The sequence below is a fragment of the Nocardia vermiculata NBRC 100427 genome (assembly GCF_001613265.1).
GTDB lineage: Bacteria > Actinomycetota > Actinomycetes > Mycobacteriales > Mycobacteriaceae > Nocardia > Nocardia vermiculata.
This window is the reverse complement of sequence record NZ_BDCA01000007.1, coordinates 80818-106927: the sequence shown is the minus strand read 5'-3', so window position 1 is coordinate 106927 and position 26110 is coordinate 80818. Positions and strand designations below refer to the sequence as shown.

The following is a 26110-nucleotide window of genomic DNA, read 5'->3' as shown; positions in this document are numbered from 1 at the left end:
TGATGGCGGATGCACCTGCGAAACCTGTTCTCGACGACATTGATCGGCTCCTGATCCGCGAGTTGACGGCCGACGGGCGAGCCACCCTGTCCAACTTGGCCGAGAAGGCCGGACTGTCGGTCTCCGCGGTGCAGTCGCGGGTGCGCAGGCTGGAGGCACGCGGTGTGATCCGCGGATATACCGCGAAGGTGGACCCGGAGGCGCTGGGGCAACCGTTGTCGGCATATGTCGCGATCACTCCTCTCGATCCCTCGCAGCCCGATGAGGCGCCGGCGCTGCTGCGCCACATTCCCGGTATCCAGGAATGTCATTCGGTGGCGGGGGAGGAGAGCTACATGCTGCTCGTCCGGGTGGCCTCCCCGCGGCATCTCGAGCAGTTGCTGCAGGAGATCCGCGCGACCGCCAATGTCAGGACTCGAAGCACCATCATTCTGCAGACATTCTACGACAGGTGAGACCTAATCGTAATTTATACGATTGTTCGTGTTGTAGCCGTAAATTTTTACGTAACCTTGAGGTGTGACCCTCGAACTGGAGCGCCCCGAAACGACCGACGCGGTGACGGTGTCGACAGCGTCGGTCACCGCCTCGCACGTCCGCGACGTGCTCGCCGCCCACATGCTCGCCGACGGCTTCGACCTCGTCCTGGACCTGCGCAGATCGCACGGCCGGGAGCTGGTGGACGCCCGCGACGGCACCGTCTACCTCGATATGTTCGGCTTCTTCGCCTCGTCGGCGCTGGGGATGAACCATCCGGCCCTGACGGCCGACTCGCGATTCCGTGCCGAACTGACCGCCGCCGCGCTGAACAAGCCGAGCAACTCCGATATCTACACCGTCGAGATGGCCCGCTTCGTCGAGACTTTCGCGCGCGTGCTCGGTGATCCCGGCCTGCCTCATCTGTTCTTCGTCGACGGTGGTGCGCTCGCGGTCGAGAACGCGCTCAAGACGGCCTTCGACTGGAAGAGCCGGCACAACGAACTGCACGGCCGCCCGGCGGAGCTCGGTACCAAGGTGCTGCACCTGACGGGCGCTTTCCACGGCCGCAGCGGATACACCATGTCGCTGACCAACACCGACCCGATCAAAACCGCTCGATTCCCCGCCTTCGACTGGCCCCGTATCCGGACCCCCTATCTGGCACCCGAGGTCGATATCGAGGCCGCCGAGGCTGGTGCGCTCACGCAGGCTCGAGCCGCCTTCGCCGACAATCGGCACGACATCGCCTGTTTCATCGCCGAGCCGATCCAGGGTGAGGGCGGCGACCGGCATATGCGCGCACAGTTCCTGCAGGAGATGCAGCAGCTGTGTCACGACAACGATGCGCTGTTCGTCCTGGACGAGGTGCAGACCGGCGTGGGGATGACCGGCAGCACCTGGGCGTACCAGCAGCTCGGCCTGAATCCGGATGTGGTCGCGTTCGGGAAGAAGACCCAGGTCTGCGGGATCATGGCCGGTGGGAGGGTCGACGAGGTGCCCGACAATGTTTTCGTGGTGAGCTCGCGGCTCAATTCCACCTGGGGCGGGAATCTCGCCGACATGGTGCGGGCCCGGCGCATCCTCGAGATCGTCGAAGCCGAGGATCTGGCCGCCCGGGCCGGCGAACTCGGCGCCCTGTTGCTCGGCCGGCTGCGCGAGGTGTGCGGACGGCACGAGGCGATGACCGATCCGCGTGGCCGCGGCCTGATGTGTGCGGTGACGCTGTCCTCGGCACGGCTGCGCGATGCCGTGCTGACGGATCTGCGAGTGCGCGAGCGGATGCTGTTCCTTCCCACGGGTCCACGCGGTATCCGATTCCGGCCGCCGCTGACGGTTACGGCGGACGAACTCGACCGCGCGGTGCGGGCGCTGGATCGGGCTCTCGGACGGCAGGAGTGACAAATATTGCCGTAGCCCGAATTGTGACTTTCGGGCAGCTCACGGCCCACTCCACCAGGGCTTTTCTGCTGGCAGACAGCCAATAATGGTACTCGCGGGTAGCCCCTGCTGGATTCCCCGGCGACCGGGCTTCTGGTTACACTCCGGGTCATGACGAGTGTCCAGCAGCAGCCTTCGCCGGGTTCGGCGGAGACCCCCGATATCCACACCACCGCCGGGAAGCTGGCTGATCTGCGCAATCGGCTGGAAGAGGCCAAACACCCGATGGGCGAGGGTGCGGTCGAGAAGGTGCACGCCAAGGGCAAGCTGACTGCGCGCGAGCGCATCCTGGCCCTGCTGGACGAGGGTTCCTTCGTCGAGGTGGACGCACTGGCCCGCCATCGCAGCGTCAATTTCGGCCTGGAGAACAACCGTCCGCTCGGCGACGGCGTGGTCACCGGCTACGGCACCGTCGACGGCCGTGACGTCTGCATCTTCTCGCAGGACGCCACGGTGTTCGGCGGCAGCCTCGGTGAGGTCTACGGCGAGAAAATCGTCAAGGTCATGGACCTCGCGGTGAAGACCGGTCGCCCGTTGATCGGCATCAACGACGGCGCCGGCGCTCGCATTCAGGAAGGCGTGGTCTCGCTCGGCCTCTACGGCGAGATCTTCCACCGCAACGTTCAGGCCTCCGGCGTGATCCCGCAGATCTCGCTGATCATGGGCGCCGCCGCGGGCGGTCACGTCTACTCGCCGGCGCTGACCGATTTCGTCGTCATGGTCGACGAGACCAGCCAGATGTTCATCACCGGCCCCGACGTGATCAAGACCGTCACCGGTGAAGAGGTCACCATGGAGGAGCTGGGCGGCGCCCACACCCACATGGCGAAGTCCGGTACCGCGCACTACGTCGCATCCGGTGAGCAGGATGCGCTGGACTGGGTGAAGGAACTGCTCAGCTACCTGCCCAGCAACAACCGCGCCGAGGCGCCGCGCTTCGCACCCAGCGATCCGATCGCCGGTGCGATCGAGGATTCGCTGACCGACGAGGACCTCGAACTCGACACACTGATCCCGGACTCCCCGAATCAGCCGTACGACATGCACGAGGTCATTCGCCGTCTGGTCGACGACGACGAATTCTTCGAGGTGCAGGCCGAGCGGGCCGCGAACATCATCGTCGGCTTCGCTCGCATCGACGGCCGCAGCGTGGGGTTCGTCGCCAATCAGCCCACCCAGTTCGCGGGCTGCCTGGACATCGACGCCTCGGAGAAGGCCGCGCGCTTCGTGCGGACCTGCGACGCGTTCAATATCCCGATCATCACCCTGGTCGACGTGCCCGGCTTCCTGCCCGGAACCGCCCAGGAGTTCAACGGCATCATCCGCCGCGGTGCGAAGCTGCTCTACGCCTACGGCGAGGCCACTGTGGGCAAAATCACCATCATCACCCGTAAGGCCTACGGCGGCGCCTACGACGTCATGGGTTCCAAGCACATGGGTGCCGACGTGAACCTGGCCTGGCCCACCGCGCAGATCGCCGTCATGGGCGCCTCGGGTGCGGTCGGATTCGTCTATCGCAAGAAGTTGCAGCAGGCCGCTGCGGAAGGCGCCGATGTCGACGCACTGCGCCTCGAGCTGCAGAACGAGTACGAGGACACGTTGGTCAACCCGTACGTGGCGGCCGAGCGCGGCTACGTCGACGCCGTGATCCCGCCCTCGCACACCCGCGGGCAGATCGTCTCGGCGCTGCGGCTGCTGGAGCGCAAGATGGTCACCCTGCCGCCGAAGAAGCACGGCAACATTCCGCTCTGATCCAACGATATGTGCGGTATCGGGAGCACACTTTCCGAGATGATGTGGCATATCCGACCGCGCGCGATCGCCACATCCGGGTGAAAATAGTAGGAACAGGTTCTCATCTACTGGGGACCGCACTGCACACCGTTCGCGGCATGCGGGTCCGCCCGCACCGCGAACGCCGGTCCCCCGAGGCCCGGCACGAACAGGAGGAGTTGGCGCTGTGACGGCTGTGGCTGACGAAGAGATACTGCGCGCTGCGGAACTGGATCTGGCGGTCGGTGAACTCGGCGAGGACGAGGCGAAGATCGCGCCGGAGGCGGTCACCGCCCCCGCTGCACCCGCAGCACCGGCCATCCGGATCCTGAAGGGCTCGCCCACCGACGAAGAGATCGCCGCACTGGTGACCGTCTTCGCCGCCGCGGCCGCGAACTCGGCGGCAGCGCCGCAGGATCAGGGCCCGGTCGACAACTGGGGGCGGCCCACGATGATGCATCGGGGCACCTCGCCGTTCTCTCCGTACGCATTCCCCATGCTGTCGCACCTCCGCGGCTGAAGTGACGGGATTCGTTCTCGGATCCGCCTCGCCCGCGCGGCTTCAGGTGCTGCGTTCCGCCGGTCTGGATCCGGTGGTGCGCGTCTCCGATGTCGACGAGGACGCGATCGCCGGCGCGCTGCCACCGGATTCCACTCCGGCAGCGGTGGTGACCGCGCTGGCCCGGGCGAAGGCTCGAACCGTGGCCGCAGCGGTGATCGCCGAGGCAGGTGCTGACGCGGTCGCCGAATCCGGTCACGGTGTCCGCTTGGCCGACGACTGTGTGGTCGTGGGCTGCGATTCGATGCTGCTGGTGGACGGTGTCCTCCAGGGCAAACCTCATACCCCCGCGGTGGCGCGGGCGCGTTGGGCCGCGATGGCCGGTCGTAGCGCGGATCTGCTCACCGGGCACTGTGTGCTGCGAGTGCGGGACGGTGCGATCGTCGCCGACGCTCAGGACTGCAGCGTCACCACCGTGCATTTCGCTGCACCGGAACCGGCCGAGCTGGAGGCATACATCGCCACCGGAGAGCCCTTGAAGGTCGCGGGCGCCTTCACCCTCGACGGCATGGGTGGCTGGTTCGTCGACCGCATCGACGGCGATCCCTCCAGCGTGATCGGTATCGGTCTACCACTGCTGCGTCGCCTGCTGGGCGTTGTGGGCGTCGGCGTTGCGCAGTTGTGGCTCGGTGCTGCGCAGCTGCGGCCCGACGCGGTTGGCTGACGGACTCCGTAGCGGCGGCACGTCGGCGCCCGGATCCGGGATCTCCGCCGGGTCCGGCCTCAGATCACCGGCCAGTGCCTGCATATGCACGACGCACAGGTCCGGTTCGGCGAACGGCTGCAATTGCGCGTCCACCACGTCTCGGCCGCCGTTGCGGTCCAGGATTTCGCGCAGCAGCCCCTGGTGGACGCCGCACACCACCTCGGAATGTGTCCGGGCCAGTTCCCGCAGTGGGCAGGCCGTGAGACGGATACTCACCTGCTGCTCGGTCTCCGAGGAAAGATCACGCTCGGGGGCGAACCCGAGCTCCGAGCTGACCGTGGTGGTCACCTCGCGCGCCTGTTCGAGTGAGGTGATCGGCTGCTCGAGCTGGTCGACCCTCGCACCCCAGGCGCGGCCTGCGGCGAGCGCCAGTTCGGTGCGGCGCTGCGGATCGCTGCCGAGTTGATCGGCGAGGACCTGGGCGAGGTCCTGATAGCCCACCGAGTGCTGCACGGCGGCATAGCCGATGCGTGGTCGGCCGCGGCCTCGCGGCGGCTGCTGAAACTGCCGCACCAGCGATTCTCGTGTGAGAACATCCAAATGAAAGCGGACGGTGGTGACGTGTTGTCCGGTCACTCGCGCGAGTTCCTGGGCGTCGAGAGGCTCGCCGGCGCCACGTAGGATCGCAAGCAGGCGCCGTCGTGGCCAAGAATCGGACATAGCTCACCCCTCCTCCCTGCTGACTTTATCGGACGAAGGTGCGACTTAATCGCCTCTTCCTCCGATTCATACTGTGAAACCGGCAGTGCTCGTTCTTCGCGCTTACGATCGGTACCGCACAGCCGACCGCCGCTCATTTCGCATGAAGGATCTTCCACCGTGCCCGTCGCTCCGGACCCTCATCCATCCTTCGGCTCCCACGCATACCCACACCGATTGGTAACCACTGAGTGGCTCTCGGCAAACATCGGCGTGCGTGGTCTCTCGATCGTGGAGTCCAACGAGGACATCCTGCTCTACGACATCGGGCATGTGCCAGGAGCGGTGAAGATCGACTGGCGCGCCGAGCTTACCGACTCGTCGACGCGGGACGTGATCGACGGCGCCCGTTTTGCCGAACTGATGCGCGCGAAGGGGATCGATCGCGAGGACACCGTCGTCGTGTACGGCGACAAGGCGAACGGCACCGCGGCTGCCACTGCCTGGGTCTTCGGCCTGTTCGGGCATCCGGACGTGCGCCTGCTCGACGGTGGGCGTGACGCCTGGATCTCCGAGGCACGCGACACCGTCTTCGAAGTTCCCGACGCCGGTTCGGGCGACTATCCGGTGATCGACCGTGACGACCGCAGCGCGCGGGCCTTCCTCGCCGATGTGCGCGCCGATCTGGACCGGCGCCGCCCGGATATCGGCCTGGTCGATGTGCGGGCGGCGGCGGAGTACAGCGGTACGCAGGACCGGGTCCTGGATCGCCCGGAGGAGCAGTCGCTGCGTGCCGGTCATATTCCGACTGCCGTCAACATCCCGTGGACGTCGTCGGTGGGGCCCGACGGACGCTTCCGTTCCCGTGCCGAACTGGAGCAGATCTATGCCCCGGTCATGGGCGATGGTGAAACGCTGGTCTACTGCCGTACCGGGGAGCGTGCCGCGCACACCTGGTTCGTCCTGACTTCGCTACTGGGCGTGGACAATGTGCGCAATTACGACGGTTCCTGGACCGAGTGGGGCAATGCGGTACGCACCCCGATCGTCCAAGGAAGTGAACCGGGCTTCGCGCCCGGTGCGGTGTCGCCGGCGGCACACCCGGGCTAGTGTGTTGTTCACATCACCAGGCCCGGTCCTACTATTCAGTAGCCCGTGCCCGGTTCGGTGGCTGTTGGCACACTGCCTACACTCACCCCAGACGTAAGTTGTCCATAGCTCAGGAGGCCCAGTGCCCAGCCATGCCAGCGCGCAGATCACGAAAGTCCTGATCGCCAATCGGGGCGAGATCGCGGTGCGTGTGATCCGGGCCGCCAAGGATGCCGGTATCGCCAGTGTCGCGGTGTACGCGGAACCGGATGCCGATGCACCGTTCGTGAAATTGGCCGACGAGGCGTTCGCATTGGGCGGACAGACCTCTGCGGAGTCGTACCTGGTGTTCGACAAGATTTTGGATGCGGCGGCGAAGTCCGGCGCGGATGCGATTCATCCGGGCTACGGCTTCCTGTCGGAGAACGCGGACTTCGCGCAGGCCGTGATCGACGCCAAGCTGATCTGGATCGGCCCCTCCCCGCAGTCGATTCGCGACCTGGGCGACAAGGTCACCGCCCGCCACATCGCCGAGCGGGCGCAGGCGCCGATGGCCGCGGGTACCAAGGACCCGGTCAAGGATGCGACCGAGGTCGTCGAGTTCGCGAAGCAGTACGGCGTTCCGGTGGCCATCAAGGCCGCCTTCGGCGGTGGTGGCCGCGGCATGAAAGTCGCCCACACCGTCGAGGAGATTCCCGAGCTGTTCGAGTCCGCGACCCGTGAGGCCACCGCGGCCTTCGGTCGTGGCGAATGCTTCGTGGAGCAGTACCTGGACAAGGCTCGCCACGTCGAGGCGCAGGTCCTGGCGGATCAGCACGGCAACGTGATCGTCGCCGGTACTCGCGACTGCTCGCTGCAGCGCCGGTTCCAGAAGCTGGTCGAGGAGGCCCCCGCGCCGTTCCTGTCCGACGAGGTGCGCGGCAAGATCCACGAGTCCGCCAAGCGGATCTGCAAGGAGGCCGGTTACTACGGCGCCGGCACCGTGGAGTACCTGGTGCAGGGCGAGACCGTGTCCTTCCTCGAGGTCAATACTCGCCTGCAGGTCGAGCATCCGGTCACCGAGGAGACCTCGGGTCTGGACCTGGTGCGCTGGCAGTTCCGCATCGCCAACGGCGAGGAACTGACCATCACCGAGGATCCCACCCCGCGCGGGCATTCGATCGAGTTCCGGATCAACGGTGAGGATGCCGGTCGCGGTTTCCTGCCCGCGCCGGGCCCGGTCACCGTGTACAAGGAGCCGACCGGCCCGGGTGTCCGCGTGGACTCCGGTGTGGTGGCCGGCAGTGTGATCGGTGGTCAGTTCGACTCGATGCTGGCCAAGCTGATCGTGACCGGTGAGAACCGCACCCAGGCGCTGGAGCGGGCGTCGCGCGCGCTGGCCGAGTACGAGGTCGAGGGTCTGGCCACGGTCATCCCGTTCGACCGCCACATCGTGACCAACCCGGCATTCGTCGGAGATGGCACCAAGTTCGACGTCTACACCAAGTGGATCGAGAACGAGTGGGAAAACACCATCGAGCCCTACACCGGTGGCCAGCCCATCGAGGATGAGGACGAGGCGCCGCGGCAGAACGTGGTCGTCGAGGTCGGCGGCCGTCGGGTCGAGGTATCGCTGCCCGGTCAGTTCACCGTGGGTGCGGGCGCTGCCGGTGCCGCGGGGAACGGTGCCGGCGTGATCCGCAAGAAGCCCAAGGCGCGCAAGCGTGGTGGCGCTGCCGGTTCGGCTGCCTCCGGCGATTCGGTGACCGCGCCGATGCAGGGCACCGTCGTCAAGGTCGCGGTCGAAGAGGGCCAGACCGTCGAGGCGGGCGACCTGATCGTGGTGCTCGAGGCCATGAAGATGGAGAACCCGGTCAACGCGCACAAGGCCGGTGTCGTGACCGGTTTGGCGATCGAGGCCGGTGCCGCCATCACCCAGGGCACCGTACTCGCCGAAATCAAGTAGGCCGCATAGCCTTTCGAACAGGCCCCGCTCCGAACCGGAGCGGGGCCTGTTCGGTTTTCGGTCGCGGTCCCGTTCAGCGGTAGGGACGGCAACCGGCACGTTGACCGGATTCCGGATGGCTCGCTTCGAGTTGCGCCGCGCAGCAGGCCGCACCCGCCCGTGATCCGGGTTCGGGGCGATGGCGCCGGATGTATGGAGCGGGACGGTTCAGTTCGCGGCGTGTGCTTCGGGCGACCCGTCGCGGGCTTTCTTCTCGTCCTGCTTGGGCCCGTGTTGCCGGTGTGCGCCGGGTGCCGAGTTGTCCTGCGGATAGGCGGCCCCGGGGATCCGGAACGGCGGTGGTACGAAGATCCCGGTGGGCAGGGGGATCGTCATCGGGGGCGGGATCACCGCGGTGGTGTATTCCGGCTCGGGGGTTTCCGGGGCGGTGGTCTGCGGTGCGCTGGTGGCCGGGGCGCCGGTGGTGGTCGCCGGATCGGTGGGCGCGTCGTTGCCGCTGGTGAGCAGGGCCGTGCAGCCCGCGATAACGGCCAGTGCGACCAGCCCCACACCGATCAGCGCCGCGGCGACGGCGGTGGCCGAACGCCGACGGGGTGGTGCGACAGGTGCGTGCGGGGCAGCCGTCTCGATGGGAAACGGTGTACTGGCCACCACAGTCGGAGTGGGCCGATGTCCGCCGGCCGATTGCAGTGGTGCCGCCCCCGTGGCACCGTTCGGCGGCAGCGCGAGGGTTCGTGGCGGCACGGCTGTACCCGGCGGCGGTGCGGCTGCCGGGGCGCGGAAGGCACCGGCCGGGCCCGGCGGCCCCGGCTCACCGCGGGACAATTGGGTGGTGACCGCCTCCGACTGCAGTACGGGGGCTACTCGCTGCGTCGGTGCGGCACCGGCCGCGGCTCGCGCGGCCGCAGCCAGCTCACCTGCGGTGCGGTAGCGGTCCTGCGGATTCTTGGCCATTCCCCGGGCGACCACGGCGTCGAGCCCGATGGGTACGCGCGGGTCGGTGGCCGTGGGGCGCGGTGGCGGCTGATGTAGGTGGGAGTGCAGTTGCTGGACCGCGTCCGTGTCACCGAACGGCCGGCGCGCGGTGAGCGCCTCGTAGAGCACACAGGCCAGCGAGTAGATGTCGGAGCGTGCGTCGCCACCTCCGGTGAAGCGCTCGGGCGCCATATAGGCGAGCGTCCCGACCGTGAAACCCGTCGCGGTAATGGTCGATTGACCCGCGGCCCGCGCGATACCGAAATCGATGAGATAGGCGAATCCGCTGGGGTGCACGATGATGTTGGCCGGTTTCACATCCCGGTGGATCAGGCCGGCCGCGTGCGCGGCATCGAGGGCTTCGGCGATCTGCGAGATCAGCTCCACCGCCTCGGCGGCCGTCATCGTGGCGCCGCGGATCAGCTGGGCGAGATCGACCCCCGGGATATAGGCCATATCGAGATACAGCCGACCGCCGACCTCGCCGAACCCGTGGATCGGTGCGATGTGCGGATTCGCGATATGTGACCCGATGCGGGCTTCGCGCTCGAAGCGCCGCCGATAGTCGGGATCCTCCGCCGCACTACCGGAGAGGATCTTCAGGGCCACGGTGCGGGCGCTGCCGGGGTCGTATGCCAGCCACACCTCGCCGGCCGAACCACGGCCGAGCAGGCGGTCGAGCCGGTATCGGCCGAACTGCCGCGGACTCACCGCATCCGTCCGAGACGTGCGACGCCGCGTTGTGCGGCCACCGATACCGGCCGTGTCGTCGTGCTACGCGCCGGGGACCGGTGACAGGCGTCGACGATTCGGCGCTGGCGGAACATGATCCGACCATAGTAGGGATGCGCGTCCGGTGGTACTTGCGGTGGTCGCGGGACCGGTCCGGGGCTGACGAGGACCTGCTCGGGACGAGGGTGCGCGGTAATCTCGTTGCATGGCTGAATCACCCGACATCCGCATCGGCACCACCGAGCGGGAGCAGGCGATGCAGACATTGTCGGACCATTTCGCCGCCGGTCGGCTGTCGGTTTCCGAATTCGACGAGCGCAGCGGACGGGTTGCCGCTGCGGTGACGCGCGGCGACCTGGCGCCGGTCTTCGCCGACCTTCCCGTTGCGGTACCGGAGACTCCGCAGCCCGAACAGCCCCACGAACCGGCCGCTGCGCAATCGGGTGGTCGTCGCGAATTCGCGGGGATGGTGACGGGCCTGGTCGTCATTCTCGCGTTGGTGCTGTTCTTCACCACCCACACCTGGTTGTGGTTTCTGATGATTCCGGCCGCGGGCATCATCACCGGCGGGTTGCAGCAACGCGATCACGATCGGCACGGCCGGCGCCGGGACCGGACGCTCGAGGGCCGGCGAGACGAACGGAGGGGACACTGATGGAACCGATCGAGATCAACGCCGGTAGCTGGTACCTGCGGGCACTGCGCGCCGACGACCGTATCGATGATCGTCCCGCACTGGCGGACGGCGGTATCACCGATCCGGGTTACGTGGAGCGCCGGGCGCGGGAATGGTCGGAGCAGACCGCGTACTCCTGGGCGGTCTGTGAACCCACCACCGCCGAGTTGGTTGCCGAGATCGTCGCGACGCCGAAAGCGGATGGCACAGCGGAACTTTCGGGCTGGTCCCGGCAGGGATACGACACCGCCCTGGAGTCCGGGATGACGGCGGTGAGCCGCTTCGTCGCCGGAGCCCTGGGCCTCCAACCGCTGTAGCATCTCGAACCTGCTGTCTGCCAAGGCATTCCGCATCCCTGAGGCTGTTCGCCGCCGTCGCGGGCTGGACACGCTCGCCCGGCGAGCCGGCGCCGACCATCACGGATCCGGAAACCTGGGCCGAGCGGCCGCACCGGGACGGTACGGAACCGGAGGGTGCGGCCCGGGTGGAGGATGCGTCCGCCCGGCCGGGGAGCGAGTGTGGTTCGGGTGGGGATGTCGACGGCGATCCACCGGGCACCATCGGCGCCCTGCCGGAGTATGCACTGGTCGGCTGAACTCATCGGCCGGCACACATCGACGGCGCATCGCCGGTGGCGGCGGGCCGGGCCTGCGGAGCGGCCTGGCAGCGGCCCGCGCACGCTGGAGTACCCTGCGAGACGTGCAGAGGCCACCGTTGGATGTCGAAACCCTGCGACGAGCAGTCGCCGAAGAGCCCGACCTGTCGCTGTTCTCCCGTATCGACGTGGTGGAATCCACCGGATCGACGAATGCGGATCTGATCGCGCAGGCCGTCGATCCCGAGGTGGACGGCCGGGTACTGGTGGCCGAACATCAGGGCAGCGGCCGTGGCCGCCACGAACGCTCGTGGGCGAGCCCGCCACGTGCGCAGGTCGCCGTGTCGATCCTGGTGCGACCGAGTGGAATCGACCCGGCGGTGCTGGGATGGTTGCCGCTGCTGACCGGTGTAGCGGTCGTCGACGCGGTGCGCGCGACCACCGGGCTGGACGCGAAACTCAAGTGGCCCAACGACGTCCTGATCGACGGACGCAAAGTCGCGGGCATTCTGGCCGAGGTGGCCTCGGCGGGGGAGCAGCCCGCGGTCGTGATCGGTACCGGCGTGAACGTGAGCCTCACCGAGGACGAACTTCCGGTCCCGCACGCGATCTCACTGACGCTGGCCGGAGCCGGCGAGGTCGATCGCGACGAACTGGTGCTGGCCATGCTACGTGCTTTCGCCGGTCACTTCACGCGGTGGCGCGCGGCGAACTGGGACATCGAGGTGGTCGCGGCGGCATACCGCGACCGGTGTGCGACTCTCGGTGCGCAGGTGCGCGCGGAACTGCCCGGCGGCAACGTTCTCACCGGAGTGGCGACGGATGTGGACGCCTTCGGCCGGTTGCTGATCGGTGATCGCCCGGTTTCCGCCGGTGACGTAACCCACCTGCGTCCCGTATAGGCCGGCGGCGGCTGCCGCCGGGTGTGCGGCACAACGGTGTTCGCTACGGACACGGCCGGATCGGCACGGGGTAGGGTTCGCATATGGGTTATCCGGAGGAGCTGCTCGCGCCCGACGAACAGTTGCTGCTGCACCGCCATCCGCATTGGAAGATGCTGTTCCTGCCGGCGCTCACTTTCATCCTGGCCACCGCGGTGGCCGGATTCGCGAGCGGTCTGGCATGGCGTAACACCGAGGGCAGCGTGCGCACGGTGGTGCTGATCGTGGTGGTCGCGGTTTGGGCGCTGCTGCTGGTGTGGCGCTGTCTGACACCGGTGATTCGCTGGAAGTCAACGCATTTCATCATCACCGATCGTCGGGTGCTGGTGCGCGAGGGAGTGCTCACCCATACCGGTATCGATATTCCGATGAGCCGCATCTCGAGTGTGCAGTTCAGCCACGGGCTGTCCGATCGCATGCTGGGAACCGGCACGCTGATCATCGACGCTGCCTCGGGTGATCCACTCGAGTACGACGATATTCCGGAAGTGCAGAAGGTACACGCGCTGCTGTACCACCAGGTTTTCGATGTTCCGCAGGGTGGTCCGCACTACGACCGGAATCCCGATCCCGGCTACGGCTACGGCCGGTGACAACAGCTACCTGATGCCCGGTCGGCCCGATCAGCCCGGTTCGCCAGTAATCTGGTGCGGTGACCGCTGTACTGCTGGCCGAAGATGACGAGGCCATCGCCGCTCCGCTGTCGCGAGCGCTGGGGCGCGAAGGGTATTCGGTAACCGTCGAAAGTTTCGGGCCCGCCGTGCTCCGTCGTGCGCTGGAGGGCGAACACGATCTACTCATTCTCGACCTCGGACTACCGGGGATGGACGGCCTCGAGGTGTGCCGCCAGGTGCGTGCGCGCGGGGCCGAACTCGCTGTGCTGATGTTGACCGCCCGCACCGACGAGGTCGATTTCGTCGTCGGGCTGGATGCCGGCGCCGACGATTACGTCGGAAAGCCCTTCCGTCTCGCCGAACTGCTGGCCCGGGTGCGGGCGCTGCTGCGACGCAGTGGCATCGGCGACGAGGTCGTCGAAATCGCCGGAGTCCGGCTCGAGCCCGCGGCCCGGCGCGTCCTGGTCAACGGACATGAGGTGAATCTGGCCAACAAGGAGTACGAGCTGCTGAAGGTTCTCATCGACCGCGCCGGGCAGGTGGTGCCGCGCGAGACCATTCTCCGTGAGGTCTGGGGCGACGCGGATCTGCGTGGGTCCAAGACCCTGGACATGCACATGTCCTGGCTGCGACGCAAGATCGGTGACGAAGGCCCGGTGGCGGAGCGGCGCATCGTCACCGTGCGCGGTGTCGGCTTCCGGTACAACACCGACTGATCGCCGATGCGCCGCCGGATTCTGCTGTCGATGCTTGCAGCCCTGACCCTCACCACTGTGGTGCTGGGCATCCCGCTGGCGTTCACCGCGTGGCAGTGGGTGGCCGACATCACCCGTAGCGACCTGCGCGCGCGGCTGGATCGTATGTCGGTGGAGATCGTCAGCCAGGAACAGGCCGACGGCATGGTGCACGGCGTGCTCGACCTGCGCTCGGTGCGGCCGCTGATCCCGGCCGGTGGACGGTTGACCGTGATCTATCCGACCCCGGAGGACGCCGCGCTGCGGTTGGACGCGGGTGTTGCCCAGGTCGCGAATCCGGTGGTGGAGTCGCTGGCCATGGGGACCTCGGGGTCGCTGCGGCTCGAGGTGCCGGCAGCGCCCATGCATTCGATGCAGCGGCAGGCGGTGGGCGCGGTGGCCCTCGTAGCCCTGGCTTCGCTGGCGGCGGGTGCCGCGGTGGCCGTGGTGACCGCGCGCCGCGTCGCCGACCCGCTGCGCGATGTCGCTGCCCGGGCGGCACGGTTGACGAAGGGCGACTTCCGGCCGGATCCGCGCCGGCACGGCATCACCGAACTCGATCGGGTATCGGATGTGCTCGATGCGGCGACGGTCGAGATCGCCGGTCGGCTACAGCGCGAACACGCCCTGGTCGCGGATGTCTCACATCAGTTGCGGAGCCGGCTGACCGCGGTGCGGTTGCGGCTCGACGAGCTGTCGGCGCATCCCGATCAAGCGGTGGTGCACGAATCGGAGGAGGCGATGGCCCAGGTCGACCGGCTCACCGAGGCGATCGACGATCTGGTCCGTGACTCGCGAGACGAGGACGCCGCCGACCACGACCCGGTTCCGGTGGTGGCCGAGCTGCGCGGGGTGGTGGCGGAATGGCGGCACCCGTTCGCCGAGGCCGGACGTGAACTGCTGCTCTCCGGCGACTCGGGTTTGGCGGCGCCGGTGACCGGTTCGCGGCTGCGGGAAGCGGTCGCGGTGCTGGTCGACAATGCCCTGGTACACGGCGGTGGTGACTGCACGATATCGGTGCGAACGGTGTACGGCAGGCGGAATCGGGAGCCGCTGGTGGCGGTCGAGGTTTCCGACGAGGGGGAGGGGGTCAGCGACGAACTCGCGCCGCACATCTTCGATCGTGGCTTCTCCGGTGCCGGCTCGACCGGAGTGGGGCTGGCGCTGGCGCGGGCACTGATCGAGGCGGACGGTGGTCGGCTGGAATTGCAGCGGCGCCGACCGGCGCTGTTCGCGGTGTTCCTGAGCAAGCCGACGGGACGTTCCGGTAACGGCGTGATGGGCGAGCCGCGCTGACTGCGCGGGTCGCGCTCAGCTGCTGCCGAGCGGGCGTTCCTCTTCGTAGAGTTCTTCGAATTCCTCGACCAGGACATCGATTTCGTCGGGGAACACCCAGCGCTTCATCGCCCAGAAGCGAAATATCATCTGCAGGATATTGCCGATGATGAAGGCGCTGAAGAAGTCGGCGATGTTCTCGACCATCAGGCTCACATCGGGAACATGCAGGTGGAACGCGTAGCGAGAGAGCCACAGCGGCAGATTCGACAGCGCCACGCCGATGGCGCTGACCACGAAGAACAGCAGCGCTTCATGATGTCTTTCACGCCCGCCGCGGCCTTTGAACGACCATTCCCGGTTCAGGATGTAGGAAGCGATGACGGCGATGACACCGGAAATGATCTTGGCGGTGATCGGCTTCGGCGACAACACCGTCAATTTCAGAATGTAGAAGATGCCGCTGTCGATGACGAAAGTGGTCGCTCCGACAATCGCGAACTTGATCAGCTCGTGATGACGGATTGCCAGGTCCCGAATGGTTTTGGGCAGGATGTTGACCACATCATCGACAAATGACACCCGCTGAGTCTACGTCCGCGCTTCGATGGGCAATCAACCCGCACTCGTAAGCACTGGGGCGGCCATGACAACATGGTGGGCTGTGAGCGAGCGTAGTGGGGCATCGATGGACCCCTCAGCCGGGGTGAATGCGGTTGCCGAAGGTGAACCGGTGCCGGTTTCGCGCAATTTCGAGGGCGGTGCGATGCCGACCGTGGCCATGATCGGTGGCGGGCAGCTGGCCCGGATGACTCATCAGGCCGCGGTGGCGCTGGGGCAATGCCTGCGCGTGCTGGCCGAGCGTCCGGGTGACCCCGCGGCACAGGTCAGTCCGGAGGTGGTGCTCGGGTCCCACACCGATCCCGCGGCACTGCGCAAGGTTGCCGTCGGAACACATGCGGTGACCTTCGACCACGAGCATGTGCCGACCGAACACCTGCAGGCGCTGGTCGCCGAGGGCGTGAACGTGCAGCCGCCGCCGAGCGCGCTGGTCTACGCCCAGGACAAACTGGCGATGCGCCGCAAACTGGCCGAGATGGGGGTGCCGGTCCCGGCGTTCACGGCGGTCGAGTCGGTCGCCGATGCCACCGGGTTCGCCGCCGAGCACGGTCCGTTCGTACTCAAGGCGGTCCGCGGCGGATACGACGGCCGCGGTGTGTGGATGATCGAGGATGCCGTCGAAGCCGAACAGATCGTCGCCGAACAACTCGGCAACGACGTCACCCTGCTCGCCGAGCAGAAGGTCGAACTGAAGCGTGAACTGTCGGCGATGGTGGCGCGCTCGCCGTTCGGGCAGGCCGCGGCCTGGCCCGTGGTGGAGACCGTGCAACGTGAGGGGCAGTGCGCGGTGGTGATCGCACCCGCCCCCGGCCTCTCCGACGACTTGGCGACCGAGGCCGAATCGCTGGCGCTGCGGTTGGCGAAGGAACTGGGCACCACCGGCGCGATGGCGGTGGAGCTGTTCGAAACCCACGACGGTCGGCTGCTGGTCAACGAGCTGGCGATGCGTCCACACAATTCCGGGCACTGGGGCATGGACGGCGCGGTCACCGGCCAGTTCGAGCAGCATCTGCGCGCGGTGCTGGACTATCCGCTCGGCTCGACCGCGCCGCTGGCCCCGGTGACCGTGATGGCGAACATCCTCGGCGCCGGTGAGACCCCCGCGATGTCGATGGACGAGCGGCTGCATCATCTGTTCGCCCGGATCCCGGAGGCGAAGGTGCACCTGTACGGCAAGGGGGAGCGCCCGAAACGCAAGATCGGGCACGTGAACATCCTCGGTGACGATGTGACCGAGGTGCGGGAGAAGGCCGAACGCGCGGCGCACTGGATGTCGCACGCGGTGTGGACGGACGGATGGGATCACCATGAGTGAGCAAGCAGAGACCGCTGCCGTGTTCGACGAGCGCTCCGCAGGCTCCGCTGCGCAGGTCGGCCTGATCATGGGCAGCGACTCGGACTGGCCGACTATGGAAGCGGCGGCCGAGGCGCTGGCGGAGTTCGGTATCCGATTCGAGGTCGGTGTGGTCTCGGCGCATCGCACCCCGCAGCGCATGCTCGACTACGCCCGCGAGGCCGCCGGCCGTGGCGTCAAGGTGATCATCGCCGGCGCGGGCGGTGCCGCCCACCTGCCCGGAATGGTCGCCTCCGCGACGCCGCTGCCGGTGATCGGGGTTCCGGTGCCACTGAAGTATCTGGACGGCATGGACTCGCTGCTCTCGATCGTGCAGATGCCCGCCGGTGTTCCGGTCGCCACGGTCTCGATCGGCGGCGCCCGCAACGCCGGCCTGCTGGCCGTTCGCATCCTCGCCGCTGCCGATCCGGCCCTGCGCGCCCGCATGGAGCAGTTCCAGGCGGACCTGGAAAAACTCGTTCTCGACAAGGACGAAGCGCTGCGCAACCGCCTGCTGGGGTAGCCGCAGGCGCCGGGCGCCCGACATCGCAGCGCGTCCGGGTACCGGGGCACGGTCGGCCCGGCGTGGGTGCCCGGCGACACGGGTGTCGCGGTGCGCCCGAAGCGGCGAGACCGGGCAGGGCTGGTTACGGTTCAGGGGTGTCCAGTGACAATCCGGCTCCTGCTCGTGCCGCCGCGGATTCGGCGTTCCGGCTGAGTGTGGTCGATCACGCGTTGCGGTTGTTCGCCGAACAGGGGTACGAGGCGACGGCGGTGGACGAGATCGCGGAGGCGGCGGGTATTTCGCGGCGGACCTTCTTCCGGCAGTTCCGGTCGAAGGAGGATGTGGTCTTCGCCGATCACGAGGAGCAACTGGCGCGGGCGCAGGAATTCTTGGCGACGGCGCAGGGGGATCCGTGGGATTGTGTGCGCGAAGCGGTGGTCGGGATCTTCGAGCGGTTCACCGAGACCCGGGAACTGGCGGCGCGTCGCTACCGCGTGGTGCGGCAGGCGTCGGCCCTGCGTGATCGGGAGATCGTCACGGTTTTCCGGTACGAGCGGATGTTCACCGACTACCTGCGTGACCGCCTGCCGCAGGTGCCCGATCTGGCGCTGATCCAATTCAGTGCGTCCGTGACCGCGACGCACAACTATCTGTTGCGCCGGATGGTGCGGGGCGAGTCCGAGGCGAGTGTGTCGGATCTGCGGACCGCGGTGGGGGCGATCGCACCGGGGAAGGCGGCGAGCTCCGCGGAGGGCGACGATCCGACGGCTGCCGCCGGGGTGCGCTCGGAAGAACCCGGAGAGGCCGGGGAGATGGTCGTCGCGGTCTTTCCGCGTGAGATGCCGGCGCGGCAGGTCGCGGAGTTGCTGACCGAGCGTCTCGGTAAGCTATGACGACAGTCACACCGCATCTCTACTGGCACTGAGTGTCAGGGTGTGATGGAAGCGTTGGCTCGTGTCGGCGCAGCTTCCGGGCGTATACTGAATACCGAATGGCACTGAGTGCCGCGGCGTTGAGTCTCGAGGCGCTGGCAGTGCCGGAATTCGCGAACCAGGCGAATCCGAAACCCCACGACCAGGAGTGAACCCACATGGCGGGCAACCCCGATTTCGATCTGTTCAAGCTGGAAGACTTCCACGACGAGCTGCGCGCGGCGATTCGCGGCTTGGCCGAGAAGGAGATCGCCCCGCACGCCAAGGACGTCGACGGTGACGCCCGCTTCCCGCAGGAGGCGCTGGATGCGTTGAACGCCGCCGGCTTCAACGCCGTGCACGTACCCGAGGCCTACGGCGGCCAGGGAGCCGACTCGGTCGCCGCGTGCATCGTGATCGAAGAGGTCGCTCGCGTCTGCGGTTCCTCCTCGCTGATCCCCGCGGTCAACAAGCTGGGCACCATGGGGCTTATTCTGAACGGCTCCGAGGAGCTCAAGCAGCAGGTGCTCCCCGAGATCGCCGGCGGCAAGATGGCCTCCTACGGGCTGTCCGAGCGTGAGGCCGGCTCCGACGCCGCGTCCATGCGGACCCGCGCGCGCCAGGACGGCGACGGCTGGGTCGTCAACGGCTCCAAGTGCTGGATCACCAACGGCGGCAAGTCCGACTGGTACACCGTCATGGCCGTCACCGATCCGGACAAGGGTGCCAACGGCATTTCCTCGTTCATGGTGCACAAGGACGACGAGGGCTTCACCGTGGGTCCGCTGGAGCACAAGCTGGGCATCAAGGGCTCCCCGACGGCCGAGCTGTACTTCGAGAACTGCAAGGTTCCGGGCGACCGCATCATCGGTGAACCGGGGACCGGTTTCAAGACCGCGCTGGCGACCCTCGACCACACCCGTCCGACCATCGGTGCGCAGGCCGTGGGCTTGGCTCAGGGTGCCCTGGACGCGGCAATCGCCTACACCAAGGACCGCAAGCAGTTCGGCAAGGCCATCTCCGAATTCCAGAACACCCAGTTCATGCTCGCCGATATGGCGATGAAGGTGGAGGCCGCGCGTCTGATGGTCTACACCTCGGCCGCCCGGGCCGAGCGTGGTGAGAAGAACCTCGGGTTCATCTCCGCGGCCGCCAAGTGCTTCGCCTCGGACGTGGCCATGGAGGTCACCACCAATGCGGTGCAGCTGTTCGGTGGCGCCGGCTACACGACCGACTTCCCGGTGGAGCGGATGATGCGGGACGCCAAGATCACCCAGATCTATGAGGGCACCAACCAGATTCAGCGCATGGTGATGTCGCGGCAGCTGCTGCGCTAGCGACACGGGCGGTAGCGGTAGCTGCCGTGCGCACGGAGCTCGCGGCGCCGAGTTACGCTCTCGGCGCCGCGCTCCGGCGTTTCGTTGCCACGGAATGTCGCGGGGCCTTACCGGAAGTGGTTGTCGAAAGCAGTGAATTATCAGCAATTGCCGCTGGTAGAGTGCTGTGTGAGAAATGCGGTGGCCGAAGAGATTTCATTTGCAATCTCACCTGTTCGTTCAATCGCAATCGGGCGAATTCGGAATTGTCCCAACGGCTTTCGCAGAGCAATATTGATGCATGGCAGGCGTCGAGATCACCGATAGGTTCGTCCGCCGCACCCTGGACAACGGCCGAATCGAGGAAGTCGGTTGGCAGGAGCTGACCGAGGTGCGGATCATCACGACCGCCGACGGTCCGTTTGCCGACGACGTGTTCTTCGTCCTCATCGGTGTGCGCGGGAACGGGTGCGTGGTGCCGCATTCTGCGGCAGACAATGAATTCCTGGGTCGTCTGCAGCAGCTCCCCGGATTCGACAACGCCAAGGTGATCGAGGCGATGGGCACGGTGCGTGACCGGCAGTTCCTGGTCTGGCGCCGGCGGAACTAGCAGGCTGCGGTGCTCACGCCACCAGATCGGCGTATTCGCGATGCTCACCGATGTACTGCTCCACGTACCAGCAGGTCGGCCGGACCGTGAACCCCTGCGCGCGGCAGTCGGTGAGGGCGTACTCCACCAGTTGGGCCGCTACCCCACGCCCACGGAATTCCGGAAAGGTCAGGGTGTGGTTGAGGTCGCGCACGCGAGTGTCGCCGCTGGTGGTCTCGGCGTAATCGGCGTAACCGGCGAGGGTGTCGTCGATGTAGATCTCGTAGCGTTCGGCGGCGGTATTGTGCTCGAGCCTCGTCGTCATATCCGGTAGAACTCCTGTCTCGACCCGATTTGTTCCGGGCGCCACCGAGCGCGCCCGTAGTTCGACCGGCCGCGCACGGCCCGCAGTACTAGAGCAACGCGCCCGGATTGAGGATTCCGTGCGGGTCCAGCGCCTGTTTGATGCGGTGGGTGAGGTCCATCGCTTCCGGCCCCAGTTGGGCGGGCAGCCATGCCTTCTTCAGCCGGCCCACCCCGTGTTCGCCGGTGATCGTGCCGCCCAGCGACACGGCGAGGTCCATGATCGCACCGAAAGCCTGTTGCGCCCGCGCGGTCTCGTCGGGGTCGGCAGGGTCGTGCACGATCAGCGGGTGGGTGTTGCCGTCGCCGGCATGTGCGATCACCGAGATCAGGACCTGGTGCCGTTCGGCGATGTCGGCGACCCCGGTCACCAAGTCACCCAGCCGGGGGAGCGGCACGCCGACGTCTTCCAGCAGTAAGGTGCCCTTCCGTTCGACCGCGGGAATCGCGAAGCGCCGTGCCGCGCAGAATGCCTCGCCCTCCTCGGGATCCTCGGTGCGGAAGACCTCGGTGGCACCGTCGCAGGCCGCGGCGATCAGGCCGGCTTCGAGCGTGCGGTATTCGCCGGGCGCGTCCGAACGGGCGATCAGCATGGCCGCCGCAGTCCGATCCAGGCCCATCCGCATTTCGTCTTCGACGGCGTTGATGGCGACCGCGTCCATGAACTCCAGCATCGACGGGCGCAAGCGGGCGGTGACCGCGTCGATGGCCGTGGTGGCCGCGGTCAGGGTGGGAAATGTCGCGACGACCGTGCTCTGCTGTGGTTGGGCGGGCAGTAGGCGCAGGGTGAGTTCGGTGATGATGCCGAGAGTGCCCTCACTACCGACGAACAGCTTGGTCAGCGACAGTCCGGCCGAGTCCTTCAGTCGTGGCCCGCCCAGACGGACCGCGGTGCCGTCGGCCAGCACAACCTGCATTCCGAGGATGTAATCGGTGGTGACACCGTATTTCACACAGCACAGGCCACCGGCATTGGTCGCGGCGTTGCCCCCGATGGAACAGATCTCGAACGACGAGGGGTCCGGTGGGTACCACAGGCCGTGTTCGGCGGCGGCCCGCTTCACCTCGGCGTTGAGCAGTCCGGGCTGGGTGATCGCGGTCCGGGTCACCTGGTCGACCGTGATCTCACGCATGCGTTCGGTGCTCACCACGAGCGCGCCGTCCTGGGCGGTCGCGCCGCCGGACAGGCCGGTGCCGGCCCCGCGTGGGATCAGCGGCACCCGATTCGAGTGGGCCCAGCCGACCACCGTCGAGACCTGCTCGGTGGTCACCGGGCGTACCAGCGCTGCCGGGGTGCCGGCCGCCGGATCGAGCGCGCGGTCCTGCCGATAGCCGGCCAGAATATCGGGATCGGTGACGACCGTGCCGCCGGGGAGACGGCCGGCGAGGGTTGTGATGTCCACATCGGAAAACCTACGTTCTTCGGCCGGTGCGGGCGGCGATACCGCTTCAGGATGTTGTGGGCGTGCGCAGTACACTGCCGCGGTGCCCGATCCCCAGCTAGAGATCCAGATGCTCCACGACCGGATCATGGTCCGTGTCGCTGCGGAGGAAGGGGAGCGGCGCAGCAGCGGTGGCATCCTGATCCCCGCCACCGCACAGGTGGCCAAGCGGCTCAGCTGGGGTGAGGTCTGCGGTGCCGGTTCCCATGTGCGCAGCGTCAGCGTCGGCGACCGGGTGCTGTTCAGCGCCGAGGACCAGTTCGAGGTGGAGGTTCAGGGGCAGGCGTATCTGGTCCTGCGCGAACGCGATCTGCACGCCGTCGCCAGCGAACGCCCCGAACACGGGACCGGGCTGTACCTGTAGCCGTGCCGGCGATGCGCGGCGAAGTCGCCGGACCCGCACTCTGGGTACCGTTGGCCCATGCCCGACAGCGTTTCCCACGGCCGGGCCGGCCGTCCACGTGACCCTTCGCTGGATGCCGCGTTGCTGGAGGCTGCGGCGCAGCTGATCGCCGAGCGTGGATACGGGGCGGTCACACTGGGGGCGGTGGCCGAGGCGGCCGCGACGACCCGTCCGGCGCTGTATCGGCGTTTCTCCGATCTCGCCGATCTCGTTCTCGCCTTGTTGATCCAGCGGTTCGGTCTGCGTCCGGGGTCTGACGACCTGGGCGGGATCGAGGTGGAAATGCTGGCCAATCAACAGCATCAGGCCCAGTTCTTCACCGATCCGGTGCTGTGCAACTCGCTGCCGGGACTGTTGGAGGAGGTCGGGCGCAATCGTGCGCTCGCGGAGCGATTTCAGCAGCGGTTCCTGATCCCGCGGCGCGCATCCACGTCGTCGATTCTGGAACGGGCGGTGGTGCGCGGTGAGATCGAGCCGGGCTTCGATGCGGAGTGGATCTGCGATTTGATCACCGGGCCGATGATGATGCGCGCGCTGATCCCGACGCTGGGGCCGATCGACGACGAACTCGTGCAGCTGACGGTTCGGTCCGCGTTGGATGCGGTCGGATATCGCCGGCCCTGAGCGGCAATGCCATTGACGTCGTAACAGGCCACATAGTATTTTCATTACATTACGGCGCGTAATGAAATGGCGAGACCGGCTCTGCCGTCTGCGGGCTGTCGCAGTACAGCTGCGGGTGGAAGGGCTTGCCATGGTTGCGGATTCATGAGTGTGCTGGCATTGGCGCTCGACGGCGAGAGCTTCGTGGCGGGGCCGGTCACCGTGGATATCGCCGCCCGCACGGTCTGCCGTATCCCGATTCCGGCGGACGCCGCCTGGCGGGCCTGCCGGGACCTGCTGCTCGATGTGGCCGGCGAAGACGAGATCACCGCCGTGGGCATCTGCTGCCCGGGGCCACTGGATGTCGTTGCCGGGGTGGTCGCACCTGCTTCGATTCCGCAGTGGGGCCACGGATTCGCCCTCACAGCCGCGGTTCGGCGGGTGTTTCCGGCCGCGCTCGTGGAGTTGGCCTCCGATGCGACCTGCGCGAGCCTGGCGCACGAGAGTTTCGGTGCCGCACCGGATATGACGGGTCTGGCAGGTGCGGGCGTGCTGGCTCTGCTGGCCGAGGAATATGCCGACCGGCTGCCCGCGAGTGCTCATCCCGGCGGCTACGACAGCCGGCTCGGTCGCGCTCGGACCGCGCATCGGCTGGGCGGACGAATGTCCTGTGTGCACCGCGGCCGTTGAGCTGAAATCAGCAGCTCGCACCTCCGAACCGCCGGTCAACCGCGCAGTAGCACCGGCTCGTCGCCGTCGACCACTACGACATCGTCGTCGGTGAGGGGCCAGTGCGGGGTGCCTGCCTCCGCCAGCCGCGCCGCCAGCCGGGAGCCGTGACCCTCCGGGTCGGTGGCCGGTGAGTCGACGTGTGGCACGATCGGGCGGTCGACCACATCCAGTCCGTCCCAGCGCGTTTCGATACCGCATGCGCTGTACACCTCGGCGGGGTCGTCGGATTCCTCCAGCCCGTGCAGGTCCGGAGTGAGTAGGCAGGCTCCGGCGCTGTAGCCGGCGTAAGCCAGTGTGTCCTCGGTGAGGAGCCGGCGAAGGACGGAATCGGCACCGCTACGGGCGAATTGAGCACGCAACACGAAGGTGTTTCCGCCGCGAACCCATACCGCCGGAAAGTCGCGAAGAGTGCGTTCCAGCTCGGCGGGCCGGCCGAGATAGTCACGCAGATCGACCACCTCGGGGCGAAAACCCTTCCGGCGTAAGGGGACGACATCGCTGGTGACCGCGCCGGACCAGGCATCCGGCCAGGCATCGCAGGCGTTGGGAATCACCGCGATGGCGCAGGGCCCACCGGTCAAGGCCGCGAAGCGGTCGTAGTGTGCTCCGAATCGGTAGCTGGACAGGAACAGTCGCACGACGGCTCAGATGGTGAAGGCCAGATGGGCCGCGATCCGATTGCCCAGGGCGCGATCACCGGCGACCTCGATCTCGCCGGCGTGCGCGTCGGCAGTGGTGCGGCCACCGCACAGCCGGGCGAACAGTCCGGAACCCAGACGAATCGTGGTATCGGCCGGACGGTCCAGGGCCGCAACGAGTTCCGCGCGGCCGTCGACGCTGATCCGGAACTCGCGGACGACAGGCCCGGTGGTTTCGATCGCGATGCGGGATCCGTCGGGGGCGCCGCCACGTTTGACGACGACGCGTCCGAGGAACGGCTCGATCTCGTCCAGTGCGAGTTCGGCGCACCGCCCGCCTTCGTTCATTCCCGGCGTTGCCGCGGCACCGCCCAGCGCATCGGTGATGTCGAGCTGGTGCATCCAGCAGTCGAACAGGCGGACCCGCATGAATCGGGCGTAGGGAACCAGGCCGATGGGGGACTGGATATCTGCCTGCCAGGCGGCATCATCGAGCCCGGCCACGGCGGCGCGGCGTCGATCGGTGACCTCGGCGAAACGGTGTAGCAGTTGCTCGCCGGTCAGTGGCCGCAGTGATTGCAGCCAGATCTCGTTCAGTGCGCCGGTGTCGTTGCGGACATGGGGCAGCGCATGGACATCGCTGTCGGCCTGCGGGAGCGCTTCGCCGAGCAGCATCGATTCGGTGCCGACCACATGGGCGAGGACATCGAAGACGGTCCACCCGGGCAGTGGTGAGGGTGACCGCCATTGCTTCTCGTCCAGTCCGGACGTCAAGCGGGCCAGCGCGTTCCACTGTTCGGACAGCGCACCGGACAACTCGGTGCGATCGAGTGCGTCGGTACTCATGGGCGAGTCTCCCTGTCGTCGTCGGTTTCGGAGGCCAGGCGATCGAGGCCGGTACGGATCGCGGTCGCGGTGGCGGTGGGTTCGTGCGGCCGCCGCAACAGGAATCCGCGGGCGAAGGTGAACAGATCCCCGCCGCGGCGAGGCACCACGTGCAGGTGCACGTGATGCACGGTCTGGAAGGCGGCCTTGCCATCGTTCAGTACGAGGTTCGCACCGTCGGCACCGAGAGCACTGCGACGCAGCGCCTTCGCGATCCGGTGCCCGACCCGGAACAGATCGGCCCCGGATTCGGCATCCAGGGCGTCGAGGTCGGCCGCGTGCTGCTTGGGGATTACGAGGGTGTGGCCCCGGGTGATCGGTCTGATGTCGAGAAAGGCCACCATTCGGTCGTTCTCGTAGACGCGTGTCGCAGGAGCCTCGCCCGTGACGATCCGGCAGAAGGCGCAACCACTCATCGGGCAGACATTACGGTGTACAGCCCGCGGGGCATACCCCCGCCTTTCCGCTGGAAGATCGGGCATTTAGTAGAAAAGCCGCAATCGGGTGTGATGTTGATCTCGTCTACGCTCACCGAGGTGCCGGGTACAGTTGCGAGAATTGTAACGGAACTTACTCATGAGTAAGTTCCGTTCGGCCCG

At 67.2% G+C, this 26110-nt stretch carries 30 protein-coding genes; 22 read left to right on the top strand and 8 right to left on the bottom strand.

The features are described from left to right. The first annotated feature begins 2 nt into the window (after positions 1-2). The 6 genes from NV2_RS11180 to NV2_RS11160 all read left to right on the top strand — a co-directional run bounded on the left by NV2_RS11180 (position 3) and on the right by NV2_RS11160 (position 4913). Positions 3-455, top strand: coding sequence for an Lrp/AsnC family transcriptional regulator (locus NV2_RS11180; RefSeq protein ID WP_067871550.1), 453 nt, complete (start codon positions 3-5; stop codon positions 453-455). Between the two features lie 103 nt (positions 456-558). Next, positions 559-1878, top strand: a complete 1320-nt coding sequence (lat, locus tag NV2_RS11175; RefSeq protein ID WP_067871945.1) for an L-lysine 6-transaminase — start codon at positions 559-561, stop codon at positions 1876-1878. A 150-nt stretch (positions 1879-2028) separates the two neighbouring features. Then, a complete protein-coding gene (locus tag NV2_RS11170; RefSeq protein WP_067871548.1) occupies positions 2029-3669 on the top strand; it encodes an acyl-CoA carboxylase subunit beta in 1641 nt (546 codons plus the stop codon). A 44-nt stretch (positions 3670-3713) separates the two neighbouring features. Continuing rightward, positions 3714-3881, top strand: a complete 168-nt coding sequence (locus NV2_RS31395) for a hypothetical protein (RefSeq protein ID WP_157102854.1) — start codon at positions 3714-3716, stop codon at positions 3879-3881. Then, positions 3878-4210 (top strand): acyl-CoA carboxylase subunit epsilon, encoded by a 333-nt coding sequence (locus tag NV2_RS11165; RefSeq protein ID WP_067871546.1) that lies wholly within the window; start codon positions 3878-3880, stop codon positions 4208-4210. The genes NV2_RS31395 and NV2_RS11165 overlap by 4 nt, the downstream gene beginning before the upstream one ends. A gap of 1 nt (position 4211) precedes the next feature. Continuing rightward, the gene (locus tag NV2_RS11160; RefSeq protein ID WP_067871544.1) at positions 4212-4913 is read left to right on the top strand and encodes a nucleoside triphosphate pyrophosphatase; all 702 of its coding nucleotides are present in this window, start codon (positions 4212-4214) and stop codon (positions 4911-4913) included. Here the strand turns inward: NV2_RS11160 and NV2_RS11155 are convergent. Beyond that, positions 4818-5615, bottom strand: coding sequence for a helix-turn-helix transcriptional regulator (locus tag NV2_RS11155; protein WP_067871542.1), 798 nt, complete (start codon positions 5613-5615; stop codon positions 4818-4820). The genes NV2_RS11160 and NV2_RS11155 overlap by 96 nt on opposite strands. A gap of 159 nt (positions 5616-5774) precedes the next feature. On the opposite strand from NV2_RS11155, the gene NV2_RS11150 reads away from it, so the two are divergent. Then, complete coding sequence (locus NV2_RS11150; protein ID WP_067871540.1) at positions 5775-6704, top strand: sulfurtransferase; 930 nt, start codon at positions 5775-5777, stop codon at positions 6702-6704. Between the two features lie 121 nt (positions 6705-6825). Then, a complete protein-coding gene (locus tag NV2_RS11145) occupies positions 6826-8628 on the top strand; it encodes an acetyl/propionyl/methylcrotonyl-CoA carboxylase subunit alpha (RefSeq protein WP_067871538.1) in 1803 nt (600 codons plus the stop codon). 207 nt (positions 8629-8835) lie between these two features. On the opposite strand, the gene NV2_RS11140 is transcribed toward NV2_RS11145, so the two are convergent. Then, a complete protein-coding gene (locus tag NV2_RS11140) occupies positions 8836-10314 on the bottom strand; it encodes a serine/threonine-protein kinase (protein ID WP_067871536.1) in 1479 nt (492 codons plus the stop codon). Positions 10315-10540: 226 nt separating this feature from the next. Between NV2_RS11140 and NV2_RS11135 the strand changes: the two genes are divergently transcribed. The 6 genes from NV2_RS11135 (at position 10541) to NV2_RS11110 (ending at position 15191) form a co-directional block, all read left to right on the top strand. Next, complete coding sequence (locus NV2_RS11135) at positions 10541-10990, top strand: DUF1707 SHOCT-like domain-containing protein (RefSeq protein WP_067871535.1); 450 nt, start codon at positions 10541-10543, stop codon at positions 10988-10990. After that, a complete protein-coding gene (locus NV2_RS11130; protein WP_067871533.1) occupies positions 10990-11328 on the top strand; it encodes a GNAT family N-acetyltransferase in 339 nt (112 codons plus the stop codon). Before NV2_RS11135 ends, NV2_RS11130 begins: the two co-directional genes overlap by 1 nt. Before the next feature lie 382 nt (positions 11329-11710). Beyond that, complete coding sequence (locus NV2_RS11125) at positions 11711-12508, top strand: biotin--[acetyl-CoA-carboxylase] ligase (RefSeq protein WP_245662549.1); 798 nt, start codon at positions 11711-11713, stop codon at positions 12506-12508. Positions 12509-12591: 83 nt separating this feature from the next. Then, positions 12592-13140, top strand: coding sequence for a PH domain-containing protein (locus NV2_RS11120; protein WP_067871531.1), 549 nt, complete (start codon positions 12592-12594; stop codon positions 13138-13140). A 59-nt stretch (positions 13141-13199) separates the two neighbouring features. Further along, positions 13200-13877, top strand: a complete 678-nt coding sequence (locus NV2_RS11115; protein WP_067871530.1) for a response regulator transcription factor — start codon at positions 13200-13202, stop codon at positions 13875-13877. Positions 13878-13883: 6 nt separating this feature from the next. Further along, a complete protein-coding gene (locus NV2_RS11110; RefSeq protein ID WP_067871528.1) occupies positions 13884-15191 on the top strand; it encodes a sensor histidine kinase in 1308 nt (435 codons plus the stop codon). A 15-nt stretch (positions 15192-15206) separates the two neighbouring features. Here the strand turns inward: NV2_RS11110 and NV2_RS11105 are convergent, their stop codons facing one another. Beyond that, positions 15207-15752, bottom strand: a complete 546-nt coding sequence (locus tag NV2_RS11105; protein WP_067871526.1) for a GtrA family protein — start codon at positions 15750-15752, stop codon at positions 15207-15209. A gap of 184 nt (positions 15753-15936) precedes the next feature. Between NV2_RS11105 and NV2_RS11100 the strand changes: the two genes are divergently transcribed. From NV2_RS11100 to NV2_RS11080, 5 genes are all read left to right on the top strand, one after another. Next, on the top strand, positions 15937-17106 hold the full coding sequence (locus NV2_RS11100) for a 5-(carboxyamino)imidazole ribonucleotide synthase (RefSeq protein ID WP_067871935.1): 1170 nt from the start codon (positions 15937-15939) through the stop codon (positions 17104-17106). Beyond that, a complete protein-coding gene (gene purE, locus NV2_RS11095) occupies positions 17099-17647 on the top strand; it encodes a 5-(carboxyamino)imidazole ribonucleotide mutase (RefSeq protein ID WP_067871525.1) in 549 nt (182 codons plus the stop codon). Before NV2_RS11100 ends, purE begins: the two co-directional genes overlap by 8 nt. A gap of 137 nt (positions 17648-17784) precedes the next feature. Next, positions 17785-18522 (top strand): TetR family transcriptional regulator, encoded by a 738-nt coding sequence (locus tag NV2_RS11090; protein WP_067871523.1) that lies wholly within the window; start codon positions 17785-17787, stop codon positions 18520-18522. Between the two features lie 197 nt (positions 18523-18719). Beyond that, the gene (locus NV2_RS11085) at positions 18720-19877 is read left to right on the top strand and encodes an acyl-CoA dehydrogenase (RefSeq protein ID WP_067871521.1); all 1158 of its coding nucleotides are present in this window, start codon (positions 18720-18722) and stop codon (positions 19875-19877) included. Positions 19878-20157: 280 nt separating this feature from the next. Next, positions 20158-20466 (top strand): hypothetical protein, encoded by a 309-nt coding sequence (locus NV2_RS11080; RefSeq protein ID WP_067871519.1) that lies wholly within the window; start codon positions 20158-20160, stop codon positions 20464-20466. A 13-nt stretch (positions 20467-20479) separates the two neighbouring features. Here the strand turns inward: NV2_RS11080 and NV2_RS11075 are convergent, their stop codons facing one another. Both NV2_RS11075 and NV2_RS11070 read right to left on the bottom strand, forming a co-directional pair. Further along, positions 20480-20770 (bottom strand): GNAT family N-acetyltransferase, encoded by a 291-nt coding sequence (locus NV2_RS11075; protein ID WP_067871517.1) that lies wholly within the window; start codon positions 20768-20770, stop codon positions 20480-20482. A gap of 88 nt (positions 20771-20858) precedes the next feature. Next, positions 20859-22211, bottom strand: a complete 1353-nt coding sequence (locus tag NV2_RS11070; RefSeq protein ID WP_067871516.1) for an FAD-binding oxidoreductase — start codon at positions 22209-22211, stop codon at positions 20859-20861. An 82-nt stretch (positions 22212-22293) separates the two neighbouring features. Here NV2_RS11070 and NV2_RS11065 point away from each other — a divergent pair, with 82 nt between their 5' ends. From NV2_RS11065 to NV2_RS11055, 3 genes are all read left to right on the top strand, one after another. Further along, positions 22294-22614: a GroES family chaperonin gene (locus NV2_RS11065; RefSeq protein WP_067871514.1), complete on the top strand. Its 321-nt coding sequence runs from the start codon at positions 22294-22296 to the stop codon at positions 22612-22614. Positions 22615-22671: 57 nt separating this feature from the next. Next, positions 22672-23277 (top strand): TetR/AcrR family transcriptional regulator, encoded by a 606-nt coding sequence (locus tag NV2_RS11060; RefSeq protein WP_067871512.1) that lies wholly within the window; start codon positions 22672-22674, stop codon positions 23275-23277. Between the two features lie 144 nt (positions 23278-23421). Then, complete coding sequence (locus NV2_RS11055; RefSeq protein ID WP_067871510.1) at positions 23422-23946, top strand: ROK family protein; 525 nt, start codon at positions 23422-23424, stop codon at positions 23944-23946. Between the two features lie 35 nt (positions 23947-23981). Here NV2_RS11055 and NV2_RS11050 read toward each other — a convergent pair whose 3' ends face one another. From NV2_RS11050 to NV2_RS11040, 3 genes are read right to left on the bottom strand one after another with little or no spacing between them, the layout of a single operon-like run. Further along, positions 23982-24626, bottom strand: coding sequence for a Type 1 glutamine amidotransferase-like domain-containing protein (locus NV2_RS11050; RefSeq protein ID WP_067871508.1), 645 nt, complete (start codon positions 24624-24626; stop codon positions 23982-23984). Positions 24627-24632: 6 nt separating this feature from the next. After that, positions 24633-25472 carry a maleylpyruvate isomerase family mycothiol-dependent enzyme gene (locus NV2_RS11045; protein WP_067871506.1) on the bottom strand — a complete coding sequence of 280 codons (840 nt, stop codon included), beginning with the start codon at positions 25470-25472 and terminating at the stop codon, positions 24633-24635. Further along, positions 25469-25927, bottom strand: a complete 459-nt coding sequence (locus NV2_RS11040) for an HIT domain-containing protein (protein ID WP_067871504.1) — start codon at positions 25925-25927, stop codon at positions 25469-25471. The genes NV2_RS11045 and NV2_RS11040 overlap by 4 nt, the downstream gene beginning before the upstream one ends. Between the last annotated feature and the right edge of the window lie 183 nt (positions 25928-26110).

Coding starts and splice junctions, on each gene's coding strand:
- NV2_RS11180 (WP_067871550.1), top strand. CDS start 3: ATGGCGGATGCACCTGCGAAACCTGTTCTCGACGACATTGATCGGCTC.
- NV2_RS11170 (WP_067871548.1), top strand. CDS start 2,029: ATGACGAGTGTCCAGCAGCAGCCTTCGCCGGGTTCGGCGGAGACCCCC.
- NV2_RS11155 (WP_067871542.1), bottom strand. CDS start 5,615: ATGTCCGATTCTTGGCCACGACGGCGCCTGCTTGCGATCCTACGTGGC.
- NV2_RS11135 (WP_067871535.1), top strand. CDS start 10,541: ATGGCTGAATCACCCGACATCCGCATCGGCACCACCGAGCGGGAGCAG.
- NV2_RS11130 (WP_067871533.1), top strand. CDS start 10,990: ATGGAACCGATCGAGATCAACGCCGGTAGCTGGTACCTGCGGGCACTG.
- NV2_RS11120 (WP_067871531.1), top strand. CDS start 12,592: ATGGGTTATCCGGAGGAGCTGCTCGCGCCCGACGAACAGTTGCTGCTG.
- NV2_RS11110 (WP_067871528.1), top strand. CDS start 13,884: ATGCGCCGCCGGATTCTGCTGTCGATGCTTGCAGCCCTGACCCTCACC.
- NV2_RS11100 (WP_067871935.1), top strand. CDS start 15,937: ATGCCGACCGTGGCCATGATCGGTGGCGGGCAGCTGGCCCGGATGACT.
- purE (WP_067871525.1), top strand. CDS start 17,099: ATGAGTGAGCAAGCAGAGACCGCTGCCGTGTTCGACGAGCGCTCCGCA.
- NV2_RS11085 (WP_067871521.1), top strand. CDS start 18,720: ATGGCGGGCAACCCCGATTTCGATCTGTTCAAGCTGGAAGACTTCCAC.
- NV2_RS11080 (WP_067871519.1), top strand. CDS start 20,158: ATGGCAGGCGTCGAGATCACCGATAGGTTCGTCCGCCGCACCCTGGAC.
- NV2_RS11075 (WP_067871517.1), bottom strand. CDS start 20,770: ATGACGACGAGGCTCGAGCACAATACCGCCGCCGAACGCTACGAGATC.
- NV2_RS11060 (WP_067871512.1), top strand. CDS start 22,672: ATGCCCGACAGCGTTTCCCACGGCCGGGCCGGCCGTCCACGTGACCCT.
- NV2_RS11055 (WP_067871510.1), top strand. CDS start 23,422: ATGAGTGTGCTGGCATTGGCGCTCGACGGCGAGAGCTTCGTGGCGGGG.
- NV2_RS11045 (WP_067871506.1), bottom strand. CDS start 25,472: ATGAGTACCGACGCACTCGATCGCACCGAGTTGTCCGGTGCGCTGTCC.
- NV2_RS11040 (WP_067871504.1), bottom strand. CDS start 25,927: ATGAGTGGTTGCGCCTTCTGCCGGATCGTCACGGGCGAGGCTCCTGCG.